Genomic DNA, 12783 nt, shown 5'->3' on the forward strand with positions numbered 1-12783 from the left:
CGAACATGAAGAAGACGCTCGTTCCGCTGGCCCTCGCAGGGATGCTGGCATTCGCGGCCCCTGCCCGCGCCGGCGATCCCGCCACCGACGCGATGCAGGCCGCCTACGCCCCGTATCGGGCAGCCCTGTTCCAGACCAACATGAAGAAGCAGGCCGAGTCGGAACAGGCGATCGAGCAGGCTCGGGCAGCCTGGAGAGGCGTGGTCGCCCGTTTCGCGCCGACGCCGCCACCGCCCTACTCGCGCGACTCGGGCTTCTCCGCCACCCTGGTCCGGGTGAGCGACATTCTCGGCAAGGCCGCGGGCGAGGCGCGCGAGGGCCGGCTCGCCGAGGCGCACGAAACGCTCGAGGCGGTGCGCGAGCAGCTCGCCGAGCTCAGGCGGCGCAACGACGTCGTGATCTACAGCGACCACGTCGACGCCTATCACGCGGAGATGGAGCACCTGCTGCGCGACGCCACGGCGCTGCTCGGCCGGCCCGACGGGCTACTGCGGATCATGGCCGCCGCGGGAACGCTCGAATACCTGGCGCGCAGGCTGCGCGTCGAGGCCCCGCCGGCGCTGGCCGAGAGCCCCGAATTCAAGGCGCTGCTCGAGGCGGTGGCGGCCTCCGTGGCCGGGCTTCGCGATGCGGTGCTTCGCGGGGACGCGGAGGCGGTGCGCGAGGCGCTCGGCCGGCTCAAGCCTCCGTACGCCCGCCTGTTCCTGAAGTTCGGCTGACCGACTGGGCGGAGCTCATCGCGATCACGGTCCAGCCGGCCTGCGGCTCGAACTGCGAGTCGACGGCGAACACCCTGAGCTTGCCTTTCGGGTCCAGCGCGAACAGCGGCAGGAAGGACTCGCGTTCGCGGGCACGCAGCGCATCGAAACCGTAGGTCTCGGTCAGCGTGGTGGCCCGGAGCTGGGCGCCGCGTGCCAGCTCGCGGTTCATCGCCTCGTAGCTGGCGCCTTCGCCGAAGGCGTCGCGCCCGCGCCCGCTCGCCACTGCCCTGGACTCGCCCTCCGTCACCCTGAGCTGGTAGACCTTGTTGGGCCCGAGATCCCGCGCCAGCCGCTCGCAGGCGAGCGCGTTCAGGTGCGGATCGGATGTCATCGCGAGCATCGTCCCGAGCCCGGACAGGTCGAGCGCCACCTCGGCGTGCTCCGACAGGGGGTTACCGAAATAGGTCCTGATACCCAGCATGCGCGCGCGGCTCAGGCTGTCCCACTGCGTGTCGGTCAGCATGACCGGCAGCTTCCGGTCCACCAGCACCTTGGCGATCGCGCGGGCGAGCGGATTGGCGCCGACGATCAGCAGGCCGCGCGGTTCGGGCTCGGCCACCCCAAGCGCCCGGGCGAGCGGCCCCGCAGTGAGGCTCTGCAGGACGACCGTGCCGATGATGACCACGAAGGTCAGCGGCACCAGCGACGCTGCGCCCTCGAACCCGTGCGCGTCGAGCTGGAAGGCGAAAAGGCCCGACACCGCGGCAGCGACGATGCCGCGCGGTGCGATCCACGCGAGCAGTACCCGCTCGTTCCAGCCGAGCGACGACCCCATCGTCGACCACAGGATCTTGAGCGGCCTGGCGACGAACTGCATCGCGGCGAAGACACCCAGCGAGGGAAGGCCCAGCGCACGCAGGTCGTCGAGGTCGAGGCGCGCCGCCAGCAGGATGAAAAGGCCGGCGATCAGCAGCAGGCTGAGGTGCTCCTTGAACTCGAGGATCTCCTCGACCGGCACGCCCTTGCGGTTGGCAAGGAAGGCGCCCATGACGGTCACGGCAAGGAGCCCCGACTCGTGCGCCAGCATGTCGGACAGTGCGAGCGCCGCGAACACGCTCGCGAGGGTGAGCACGTTGTACAGGTAGACGGGAACCAGGTGCCGGCGCAGCGCCTCGCCCAGCAGGAAGGCGAGGACCGCGCCGACAACGAGGCCGGACATCGTCATCTTCGCGAAGATCCAGGCGGTCGCGAGCAGCGCCCCGCCCTCGCCCGCGGACACGACGAACTGGAAGACCAGCACCGCCAGGAACGCGCCGACCGGATCGATGACGATCCCCTCCCAGCGCAGAACGCTGGCGACCCGCGCATTGGGCCTGACCGTGCGCAGCATCGGGACGATGACCGTGGGCCCGGTCACGATCATGATCGCGCCGAAGAGCGTGGCAAGGGGCCAGGACAGACCAGCCAGCCAGTGGGCGGCGCTCGCCGCGACCGCCCAGGTGATCAGCGCGCCGCTGCCGACCATGCGTCGCACGATTCGCTCCAGGCCGGCGATCTCCGAAAGCCTGAGCGTCAGCGCGCCCTCGAACAGGATCAGCCCGACCGCCAGCGAGACGAGAGGGAACAGGAGCTCGCCGAACAGGGCGTCGGGATCCAGCCAGCCCGCGACCGGGCCGACCGCGATGCCGGCCAGCAGCAAGAAGACGATCGCCGGCAGCCGGACCCGCCAGGCCAGCCACTGCGCCGCCGCGCCCAGCGCGCCGATCGCGGCGAGCGCGACGATCGGGTGCTCGGTCACGTGCGGCCTTCCCGAACCGCCGCCGGCCCGGCCGACCTCAGACCAGCTTCGACGCGTCGACCGGCTTGCCGTCGTACAGCGCCAGCCAGCCCTTCACCACCCGGTAGATCGCCCACACGCCGACCGCGAGCAGCATCGGGAAGCCGATCAGCACGAACATCAGCATCCAGCTGACCAGCGCGCCGACCAGCGCGTACCAGAAGGTCTTGATCTGCCACTCGAAGTGGCTTGCGACCCAGGTTCCGGCCACGTCGTCGCGCTTCAGGTAGTTGATGATGATCGCCGCGATCGCGGTCACGCCGATGATGCAGGACACCGCGTACAGCGCATAGCAGATCGTGGCGAGCTTCCTCGCCTGCTCGGTGCGAGCGTCGTCGGACGGCATCGGTTCCATTCGGTTCCTCCGTGTGTGCGAAGCGCCTTTGCCGCGGCAGCGGCTCCCGACCGGGGCCTCAGCTCCTCGGCATCCGCCCCATCGCGTAGAACTCGTGATTGGGCATCATGCCAGACAGGTTGGCCATCCGGTTCGACAGCGCGAAGAACGCGGCGATCGCGCCGATGTCCCAGGCGTCCTCGTCGGAGAAGCCGTGCGCGTGCAGCGCGTCGAAGTCGGCCGGGACCAGCGAGGCCGAGTCGGTGGCGACCTTCATCGCGAACTCGATCATCGCGGCCTGGCGCGGCGCGAGCTCGGCCTTGCGCCAGTTCGTGGCCAGCTGGTCGGAGACCCGCGGGTTCTTCGCGTAGATGCGCAGGATCGCGCCGTGGGCCACCACGCAGTACAGGCACTGGTTGGCGCCGCTGGTCGCGACCACGATCATCTCCTTCTCGGCCTTCGACAGCGCGTTGTCGCGCAGCATCAGCGCGTCGTGGTAGGCGAAGAAGGCGCGGAACTCGTCGGGGCGGCGCGCCAGCTTCAGGAACACGTTGGGCACGAAGCCGGCCTTCTCCTGGACGGCGAGGATCTTCTCGCGGATGTCGTCGGGCAGCCCGGCGATCTCGGGCAGCGGGTAGCGGTCGGTCTGGTCGGTCACTTGGGGGCCTCCTTGATGGTCCTTCGTCATGGTATCCGCTGCCAGAGCAGGTCGACCTGGCCGCCCATCGACAGCAGGGCGACCGGGTCGACCGGCACCGGCCCGCCCTCTTGCAGCACCGAAGCCCGCATGCCGGTCGACGCGAGCAGCTCGACGAGCGACGCCGGGTCCACGCCGCCCTGCCGCATCAGGTCGGGCGAGTACTCGACGACCAGGTTCCGGCAGCGGGAGAGCGCGAGCGGGCCGCCCCGCAGGACGAATGGCTCGTAGCCCTCGACGTCGATCTTGATCAGGTCGATCGGACGCTCGTCGAGCGCGAGCGCGCGCAAGCGCTCGTCGAGCGTCGTGACGGGCACCTCGACCGCGTCCGCGCCCGACGCGCCCAGCATCGAATGGCGACCGGGGTTCGACGGCTTGTAGAGCCGCAGCGAAAGCACTCCGGGGCGTTCCGCCAGCCCCTCCTGAAGCGCGATCACGTTCGGGCAGCCGTTGCGGGACAGGTTGGCCTTCAGCAATCCGTGATTGACCGGCTCGGGCTCGAAGGCGACGACCTTGCCGCGTTCGCCCGCGATCAGTGAGAACAGGCAGGCGTACCACCCGAAGTTGGCGCCGATGTCGACGAACAGCCCGCCGCCGCCGAAGGGGAAGTTCGCGAGCACCCAGTTGCCGACGTGCGGCTCGTAGGACCGGTACTTGTACAGGTGCCTGGCCAGCCCCGAGCGGGCCGGCAGGGCGAAGCTCAGGCCCAGCGCGGGCACGTCGGCGACGAGCGGGCTGTCCGGTGCCAGGGCCCGGCGCAGCGCGTAGGCAAGCGACCGCAGCACGCTCGGCGAACGAGCCAGCACGGGCGTCATGCGCGCTCCTCGCGAACGAGCCGGTACTTCAGCCAGCTGCCGAGCGCGTTGAGCCGCGCGATCGTGAAGCCGGCGCGCCCGTCGAGGAAGCCGCCGCGCAGCAGGTAGCCGCGAACGAAGGTCCAGCCGGCGTGCAGCGCGGCATCGGCAACGCCCCCGCCGCGCCCCTTCGCGCGCAGCTTCGCCGCGCCGAGCCGGGCGTAGCGCACGGTCTTCTCGCGCATGTCCTCGACCGAGTCCACGCTGTCGTGCAGCAGCAGGCCCGGCAGCACGTCGTGCGGCGGCGGGCAGTCGACGCGCTCGTGAACCAGGTCGTCGGTGAAGCGCGCGTGCTCGCGCCGGAACAGGCGCAGCACCTTGTCGTTGCGCCAGTCGCCATGGCGGATCCGCTTTCCGCAGAAGAAGCTCGCGCGGCGCAGCCAGTATCCGAGCGGGTCGCCGGCCTTCGGCTGCGCGCGGACCACGGCGAGGATGGCATCGCGCAGCCGCTCGTCGACCGCCTCGTCGGCGTCGATCGACAGCACCCAGTCGCCGCGGCAGGCGTCCAGCGCGCGGTTCTTCTGCGGGCCGAAGCCCGGCCAGTCCGGGGTGTCGATCACCCTCGCGCCGAGGCGCCTGGCGATCTCCGGCGTGCCGTCGCCGCTGCCCGAGTCGACCAGCACGATCTCGTCGGAGAAGGCCACCGAGCGCAGGCAGCGCTCGATCCGGTGCGCCTCGTTCTTCGCGATGACCGCGACCGAAAGCGACGGGCCGCTCAAGGCGCGATCCTGGACGCGACGTCGGCGAACAGGCGCTCCATCCGGTCGAGCATCGCCTCGATCGAGCAGCGCTGGAGCGCCGCCTCGCGCGCCGCGCCGCCGAGCCGCTCGCGCAACCCGGCATCGCCGAGCACGCGCTCGATGCCTGCCCGCAGCTCGTCGACCTTGCCGGGCGCCACGAACAGCGCGCTCTCGCCGTCGACCGCGATCTCGGGAATGCCGCCGACCGGCGTGGTCACGCAGCACAGCCCCACGCCCATTGCCTGGGACAGCGACTGCGGGATTCCTTCGTGCAGCGTCGGCAGCACGAACACGTCGAGCGCCTGCAGCCAGGGCAGGACGTCGGCCTGCCGGCCGGCGAAACGCACGCGGTCCGGCGGCAGCATCGCGTCGGCCTGCTTCTCGAGCGCGGCCCGCTGCGGGCCGTCGCCGACCACGAGCAACCGCGCCGGCTCCCGGAGGCCGGCGAGCGCCTCGATCAACAGGTGGTGCCCCTTGGCGCGCCGCAGCGACGCGACGATGCCGAGCACCGGCCAGCCGTCGTCGGGCAGCTCGAGCGCGTGCCGCGCCTCGGCGCGGTCGCCGGGCCGGAAGTGCTGCAGGTCGACGCCGGTGGGCACCGAGACGATGCGCCGCCCGTCGAAGCCCTGGTCCCGGACGAGCGACTGGCGGATCGCCTCGCCCCCGGTCACGACCCGCGAGGCGGCCCGCATGTAGAGCCAGCGATTCGCCGGCCCGCGCGGCGCGGAGGCGGAAGGATGGTGGATGCGCACCGTGGCCGGCGCGCGCGCGAGGCTCGCTCGGGCCAACGCGACCAGCCAGCTGTCGACCGGGCCGTGCGTGGCGATCACGTCGAACTCGCCCTCGGCGATCAGGCGGCGCAAAGCGGCCAGCGCGCGCGCGCGTCCCGCGAGGCTGTCGCGCCCCAGCCCGAGGCTCGCGGGAAGCTCGACGACCGGCACGCGGTGCGAGGCGGCCCTCGCCGCCAGCGGCGATCCGGCCGGGCAGGCGATCGTGACCTCGTGGCCCCGCGCGACCAGGCCGGCCGCCTCGGTCAGCGTTCGGATCTGCGCGCCGCCCCAATCGGCCGAGGAGGAGGTGTGGAGGATCCTCAAGCGCGCCCCCGTCAGCCGGTCGGGCCGTCGGCGATCGCGGCCGCCGCGTACTGCGCGCGGTGCAGCGCGGCGTAGGATCCGCCCAGCGCCAGCAGTTCCTCGTGCCTTCCCTGCTCGACGATCCTGCCGCCCTCGAGCACCACGATCCGGTCGGCCCGCTCGATCGTCGACAGCCGGTGCGCGATCACGAGCGTGGTGCGGCCCGACATGCCCCGCTCGAGCGCCTCCTGCACTTCGCGCTCGGTGCTGGTGTCGAGCGCTGAGGTCGCCTCGTCGAGCAGCAGGATCGGCGCGTCCTTCAGCAGCGCGCGAGCGATCGCGAGGCGCTGCCGCTGCCCGCCCGAGAGCTTGGCCCCCCTCTCCCCGATCGGCGTGTCGAGGCCCTCGGGCAGGCCGTCGACGAACGCTTCGAGCGCGGCCTTGCGCAGCGCGGCGCGGATCGCGTCGTCGCCGACCGGCCCGCGCACGCCGAAGGCCACGTTGGCCCGGACCGTGTCGTTGAACAGCACGATGTCCTGGCTCACCAGCGCGAGCTGGTCGCGCAGGCTCTCGAGCGTGAGCTCCTCGATCGGGACCTCGTCGATCAGGATCCGCCCCGCCGTGGGCGAGTGGAAGCGCGGCAGCAGGTTGGCCAGCGTGGTCTTGCCGCCGCCCGACCCGCCTACGAAGGCGACCATCTCGCCCGCGCGGATGTGCAGGTCGATGCCCGACAGCGCGTCGCGCGCCGCGCCCGGGTAGCGGAACGAAACGTTCTCGAAACGGACCTCGCCGCGCGCCCGGCCGATCGTCCGGGTGCCGGCGTCGGGCTCGGCCTGGCGGTCGAGCAGCGCGAACACGCTCTCGGCCGCGGCCAGTCCGCGCTGCAGCGGGCCGTTCAGGTCGGCCAGGTGCTTGAGCGGGCCGAGCAGCATCAGCATCGCGGTCACGAAGGAGACGAAGCCGCCGACCGTGGTCTGGTTTTCCATCGACTGCAGCAGCGCGATCGAGACGACGGCCGCCACCGCGATCGCGGCGCAGAGCTGGCTGATCGGCGCCATCGCGCCGCTGGCGATCGCCTCGCGCATCGCGAAGCCGCGCAGGCGCTCCACCGTGCGATCGAACAGCGCCTTCTCGCGCTCGTAGGCGCCGAAGATCTTGATCACCTTGTAGCCGTGCACCGCTTCCTCGACCACCCGCGTCAGCTCGCCGGTGTGCTGCAGGCTCTGGCGGCCGAGCTTGCGCAGCCTGCCGCCGAACACCCGGACCAGCAGCGCCATCACCGGGATCAGCGCGAACGCGACCAGCGTGAGCTGCCAGTTCAGGATCAGCAGCCAGGCGAGCAGGCCGATGACGATCAGGGTGTCGCGCACCAGCGTGGACAGCACGCTCGAGGTGGCCGCCATCAGGTTGTTGACCTCGAAGACGATCCGGGAGATCAGCAGGCCGGCGGCCTCGCGCTCGAACTCCGAGGCGGGAAGTTTCAGCGCGTGGCCGAACATCTGCCTGCGCACCGAGGCCAGCACGTTGTTGGCGACCCAGGCCAGGCCGTAGTGGCCGGCGAAGGTGCCCACGCCGCGCACGACGAAGATCAGCACGATCACCGCCGGCACCAGCCAGAGCGGGATATTGCCTCGCTCGACGAAACCCTCGTCGAGCAGCGGCTTCATCAGGGCGGGGAACAGCGGCTCGGTCAGCGCGGCGACCACCATCCCGAGGATCGCGAGGGCGAAGCCCTTGCGATAGGGGACCGCGTAGCCGAGAAGCCGCCGGTAGACCGCGAGGCTCTTGTTCATCGGGTCGTGTCGGAGTCCGCGCCGATTCTAGCAGCGGCCAATGCCGCGAGCGCCGCGAAGAGCTGGCCTTCCACCGAGTCCCAGAGGAAGGCGTTGACGAGCGACCCCGCCGCGTAGGCGACGAGCGTCACCGCCAGCAGGTCGGCATCGCCGCGCATTCGAGCGGCGTATCGGGCGATCGACAGCAGCCCGACGAGGAAGAGCGCCACGCCCAACGCCCCGGTCTGCGTCGCCACGTGCAGCAGTTCGTTGTGAGGGTGCTCGTGGCCCATCAGCATCCTTTCGCGCTGCTCCGGCGTCATGACCTCCGCGGCGCGGTCGTGCCAGCTGCCGAGGCCCGTCCCGAAAAGGGGCTGGCGAGCGATCAGTTCGATCGAGCTCTCCCAGAACAGCAGTCGCGAACCGGCAGACGTGGGCGCCACCTCGCCGTCGGCGAAACGCAGGGTCTCGGCAACCGCCGCGTCGATGCGGTGCCTGAAGACGTCCGAGGCCCGGTAGGCGGCGCTGCCGAGAACGGCTGCCGCGAGCAGCGCCGCGAGCAGGCCGCGCCAGCCGAAACGCCGGAAGCCGGCATAGGCCAGGCCGGCCGACAGGATCAGGTAGCCGGTGCGCCCGGGCACCATCAGCAGCGCGTTCGCGGCGCACGCGAGCGAGACAATCCGCCAGAAGGCGGACGGCATGTTCGCCGTCGGGCGCGCCGCCTGCAGCCACGCCACGAGCGCCAGGGTCGCCAGCACCGTCGAGTGAGTGATGCCGTGGCGAAGCACGAGCGCGGCTTCCGCCGGGCCTCGCGGACTTGCGAGCAGGCCCAGCCACTGCGCGCTCGACACGGTGGCCAGCGCCAGGCCCGAAACCGCGAAGGCGAGCAGCGCCCGATCGCGCCACGCGGGATCCCGAAACAGGGCGACGATCGGGACCGCCAGCAGGAGCTCGCGATAGCGGAGCAGGGCCGCGAAGGACTCGCCAGCCGACATCGGGGATGCGATCGCCGCGACAGTGAGCAATGCGAACCCGGCCACGAACACCCTGACCAGTGGCTCCCGGCCGAGCTCGCGCAGCGAGAGGCCATTGCGGCCGCCGGCCAGCCAGAGCAGGAAACCGAGCGCGAAGAACGTGTTGACCTGCGCGATCAGCCAGGGCGTCAGGGCGAGGCCCGCGACGAAGCAGCAGCGGCTCGCCTGGGTCAGCGCGTGAGCCCGGCGCGCCACTGCGGGGCTCGTGCCAGGAAGCGTGGGCCCCGACGACGCGTGACCGCCCAAGTCAGTACTCGATCGCGGTTTCGACCGGATGCAGCGCGTCGACGATCGCGCCGATCAGGTCGTCGTGCGGCTGCACCCGCCAGCCCGCGCCCAGCTCGACCGCGCAGACAGCCTCGGCGTTGCCGTACTCCACGACGACCGGCACCGCCGGCACGTCCTGTCGCTCGCCCACCGCGAAGGGCCCGATCGCGCCGCGCAGCGCGGCGCCGTCGGCGATGCCGTTGAGCCGGATCCGCAGCCGCCGGGCGAACTCCTGGCGCGCGCCGACCAGGTCGAGCACCCGCTCGGCCACGACCCGCTGGCCGCCGGTGTAGTCGTCGCGGCTGACCTTGCCCAGCACCACCAGCAACTCGTCGTCGCGGATGATCCGGCGGTGCGCGTCGTAGAGCTCGTTGAACACCGACACCTCGACCGCGGCGCTGCCGTCGTCGAGCGTGACGAAGACCATCTTGCCGCGCCGGGTCATCATCGTGCGCTGCGCGGCGACCACCCCGGCGATCCAGACCGGCTGCGGCGCGGGCTGCAGGTCGGCGAGCTTCGTGCGCACGAAACGGCGAACCTCGTCGCGATAGCCGTTGAACAGGTGCCCGCTCAGGAAGAAGCCGAGCGCGGACTTCTCCTCCTGCAGTCGCTGCCGCTCGGACCACGCCGGCGCGGGCAGCCACTCGGGCGCGCTCGGCATGCCCGAGTCGTCGCCGAACAGGCTGACCTGGTCGGCCGCGGCGCCGGCCGCCTCGGCCGCGTCGATCGCGCGCCCGACGTTGGCCAGCAGCTTGGCGCGGTCCGGATCGAGCGCATCGAAGGCGCCGGCGCGCACCAGCGCCTCGATCGCGCGGCGGTTGACCGTCTTGCGGTCGATCCGCTCGCAGAAGTCGAACAGGTTCTCGAAGGGCCGCTCGGCGCGGGCGCGCAGGATGTCGACCACCGCCGACTCGCCGGTGCCCTTGACCGCGCCCAGGCCGTAGCGGATCGCGCGATCGGACACCGGCTCGAAGCGAAAGCCCGACGCGTTGATGTCGGGCGGCAGCACCTCGACGCCGTTCGCCTTCGCGTCGGCCACGAACAGCTGCACCTTGTCGGTGTCGTCCATGTCGGACGACAGCGTGGCCGCCACGAACTCGGCCGGATAGTGCGCCTTCAGCCAGGCCGTGTGGTAGGTGACGACCGCGTAGGCCGCGGTGTGCGACTTGTTGAAGCCGTACTCGGCGAACATCGCCATCAGGTCGAACAGCTTGTTCGCGAGCTCGACCGGATAGCCCTTCGTCTTCGCGCCCTCGACGAACAGCCCGCGGTGCTGGGCCATCTCCTCGGGCTTCTTCTTGCCCATGGCCCGGCGCAGCAGGTCGGCGCCGCCCAGCGTGTAGCCGCCGATGATCTGCGCGATCTGCATCACCTGTTCCTGGTAGACGATGACGCCGTAGGTCGGCTCCAGGCAGGCTTTCAGGTCGGGGTGGAAATAGTCGATCTGCTGCTGGCCCTTCTTGCGCAGGATGAAGTCGTCGACCATGCCCGAGCCCAGCGGACCGGGCCGGTACAGCGCCAGCACCGCGATGATGTCCTCGAAGCGGTCGGGGGCGAGCTTCTTCAGCAGCTTCTTCATGCCCTCGCTTTCCAGCTGGAAGATCGCCGTGGTGTTGGCGTCCTTCAGCACCTGGTAGGCCTTCGGGTCGGTGAAGGGCAGCGTGTTCAGGTCCAGGCCCAGCTCGGGGTGCCGCTGGTTGATGTAGCGCACCGCCAGGTCGATGATGGTCAGGTTGCGCAGGCCCAGGAAGTCGAACTTGACCAGGCCCACCGCCTCGACGTCGTCCTTGTCGAACTGGCTGACCACGCCGGCGTCGGCCCCGGGCTGCCGGTACAGCGGGCAGAAGTCGGTCAGCCTGCCCGGTGCGATCAGCACGCCGCCGGCGTGCATGCCGACGTTGCGGGTCAGGTCCTCGAGCGGCTCGGCCAGCGCGAGCAGGCCGCGCACCTCGTCTTCCTTCTCCTCGCGCTCCTTGAGCAGCGGTTCGGACTCGCGCGCCTTGGCCAGCGAGACCGGCTTGTTCTGGACCACCGGGATCAGCTTGGAGAGCTGGTCGCAGAAGTTGTAGCCCATGTCGAGCACGCGGCCGACGTCGCGGATCACCGCCTTGGAGGCCATCGTTCCGAAGGTCGCGATCTGCGAGACGGCCTGCTCGCCGTAGCGGCCGCGCACGTACTCGATGACCTTCCAGCGGTTGTCCTGGCAGAAGTCGATGTCGAAGTCAGGCATCGACACCCGCTCGGGGTTCAGGAAGCGCTCGAACAGCAGCGCGTACGGGATCGGGTCGAGGTCGGTGATGCCCAGCGCGAACGCGACCAGCGAGCCGGCGCCCGATCCGCGGCCCGGCCCGACCGGCACGCCGTTCTTCTTCGCCCAGTTGATGAAGTCGGCCACGATCAGGAAGTAGCCGGGGAAGCCCATCTGCACGATCGTGTCGCACTCGTAGTCGAGCCGCTTCGCGTACTGCTCGCGCTTCGCCTCGAGCACCTCGGCGGGCGTGCTCTCGGGCGGGAACAGCACCTTCATCCGCTCGGCCAGGCCCTCGCGGGCCAGCTGGCGCAGGTAGTCGTCGAGGGTCACGCCCTCGGGCGTGGGAAACTGCGGCAGCTGCGGCTTGCCCAGCACCATCGGCAGGCTGCAGCGCCGGGCGATCTCGACGCTGTTGGCCAGCGCCGACGGCAGGTCGGCGAAGGCCTCGCACATTTCGTCCTGCGTGCGGAAGTACTGGTCCTCGGTGAACTTCCTCTGCCGCCGAGGGTTGGCGAGGATCTCGCCCTCGGCGATGCAGACGCGCGCCTCGTGCGCGCGGAACTCGTCGCGCGACAGGAACTGGACCGGGTGCGTGGCCACCAGCGGCAGGTCCAGCTCGGCGGCCAGCCGGGCGGCGCCGCGGGTCTGGGCCTCGGCCTCGGGCGCACCGTAGCGCTGCACCTCGAGATAGAAGGCGCCGGGGAAGCGTTGCGCCCAGCGCCCGGCCGCGGCGGCCGCCGCCTCGCGGTTGCCGGCCAGCAGAGCCTGCCCGACCTCGCCGGCCTGCGCCCCCGACAGCGCGATCAGCCCGTCGGCAATCGGGCGGCCATCCTGCGCGGATTCGTCGAACCACTCGGCGCGAAGCTCGGCCCGGCCGCGATACTCGTTCTCGAGCCAGGCCCGGCTGAGCAGCTCGCACAGCCGCAGGTAGCCCTCCCGGTTGCGGGCGAGCAGCAGGATCCGGAACGGGCGCTCGCGCTCGGCCTCGTTCGTGACCCAGCAGTCGGCGCCGCAGATCGGCTTGACCCCCTTGCCGCGGGCGGCCTTGTAGAACTTGACCCAGCCGAACAGGTTGCCCAGGTCGGTGACCGCGACCGCCGGCTGGGCGTCGGCCGCGGCCGCTGCGACCAGCGCGTCGAGGCGCACGATCGAGTCGCTGATCGAGTATTCCGAATGGACTCGGAGGTGGACGAATCTGGGGTCGGTCATCGGTACAATTCTAT

The 12783-nt window shown here is 71.0% G+C and carries 10 protein-coding genes; 1 reads left to right on the plus strand and 9 read right to left on the minus strand.

The window, feature by feature from the left end:
• Positions 1 to 5 precede the first annotated feature (5 nt).
• Positions 6 to 719 (plus strand): hypothetical protein, encoded by a 714-nt coding sequence (locus M6I34_RS07605; RefSeq protein WP_272485090.1) that lies wholly within the window; start codon positions 6 to 8, stop codon positions 717 to 719.
• On the opposite strand, the gene M6I34_RS07610 is transcribed toward M6I34_RS07605, so the two are convergent.
• From M6I34_RS07610 to dnaE, 9 genes are read right to left on the minus strand one after another with little or no spacing between them, the layout of a single operon-like run.
• On the minus strand, positions 679 to 2499 hold the full coding sequence (locus M6I34_RS07610; RefSeq protein WP_272485091.1) for a cation:proton antiporter: 1821 nt from the start codon (positions 2497 to 2499) through the stop codon (positions 679 to 681). The genes M6I34_RS07605 and M6I34_RS07610 overlap by 41 nt on opposite strands.
• Before the next feature lie 37 nt (positions 2500 to 2536).
• A complete protein-coding gene (locus M6I34_RS07615) occupies positions 2537 to 2893 on the minus strand; it encodes a DUF4870 family protein (protein ID WP_272485092.1) in 357 nt (118 codons plus the stop codon).
• Positions 2894 to 2951: 58 nt separating this feature from the next.
• Complete coding sequence (locus M6I34_RS07620; protein WP_272485093.1) at positions 2952 to 3530, minus strand: peroxidase-related enzyme; 579 nt, start codon at positions 3528 to 3530, stop codon at positions 2952 to 2954.
• 26 nt (positions 3531 to 3556) lie between these two features.
• Positions 3557 to 4384, minus strand: a complete 828-nt coding sequence (locus M6I34_RS07625; RefSeq protein WP_272485094.1) for an FkbM family methyltransferase — start codon at positions 4382 to 4384, stop codon at positions 3557 to 3559.
• Entirely contained in the window at positions 4381 to 5142 is a 762-nt protein-coding gene (locus tag M6I34_RS07630; RefSeq protein ID WP_272485095.1) for a glycosyltransferase family 2 protein, read from the minus strand. The genes M6I34_RS07625 and M6I34_RS07630 overlap by 4 nt, the downstream gene beginning before the upstream one ends.
• Entirely contained in the window at positions 5139 to 6257 is a 1119-nt protein-coding gene (locus M6I34_RS07635) for a glycosyltransferase family 4 protein (RefSeq protein ID WP_272485096.1), read from the minus strand. The genes M6I34_RS07630 and M6I34_RS07635 overlap by 4 nt, the downstream gene beginning before the upstream one ends.
• A gap of 11 nt (positions 6258 to 6268) precedes the next feature.
• Positions 6269 to 8029, minus strand: a complete 1761-nt coding sequence (gene msbA, locus M6I34_RS07640) for a lipid A export permease/ATP-binding protein MsbA (RefSeq protein WP_272485097.1) — start codon at positions 8027 to 8029, stop codon at positions 6269 to 6271.
• Positions 8026 to 9237: an O-antigen ligase family protein gene (locus tag M6I34_RS07645; RefSeq protein WP_272485098.1), complete on the minus strand. Its 1212-nt coding sequence runs from the start codon at positions 9235 to 9237 to the stop codon at positions 8026 to 8028. The genes msbA and M6I34_RS07645 overlap by 4 nt, the downstream gene beginning before the upstream one ends.
• A gap of 52 nt (positions 9238 to 9289) precedes the next feature.
• Entirely contained in the window at positions 9290 to 12769 is a 3480-nt protein-coding gene (gene dnaE / locus M6I34_RS07650) for a DNA polymerase III subunit alpha (RefSeq protein ID WP_272485099.1), read from the minus strand.
• Between the last annotated feature and the right edge of the window lie 14 nt (positions 12770 to 12783).

The sequence above is a fragment of the Zeimonas sediminis genome, assembly GCF_023721795.1.
Classification (GTDB): domain Bacteria; phylum Pseudomonadota; class Gammaproteobacteria; order Burkholderiales; family Burkholderiaceae_E; genus Zeimonas; species Zeimonas sediminis.

Bases quoted from the DNA above. Each gene is read 5' to 3' on its own strand.
- M6I34_RS07625 (WP_272485094.1), bottom strand. From the start codon at position 4,384: ATGACGCCCGTGCTGGCTCGTTCGCCGAGCGTGCTGCGGTCGCTTGCC.
- dnaE (WP_272485099.1), bottom strand. From the start codon at position 12,769: ATGACCGACCCCAGATTCGTCCACCTCCGAGTCCATTCGGAATACTCG.
- msbA (WP_272485097.1), bottom strand. From the start codon at position 8,029: ATGAACAAGAGCCTCGCGGTCTACCGGCGGCTTCTCGGCTACGCGGTC.
- M6I34_RS07615 (WP_272485092.1), bottom strand. From the start codon at position 2,893: ATGGAACCGATGCCGTCCGACGACGCTCGCACCGAGCAGGCGAGGAAG.
- M6I34_RS07605 (WP_272485090.1), top strand. From the start codon at position 6: ATGAAGAAGACGCTCGTTCCGCTGGCCCTCGCAGGGATGCTGGCATTC.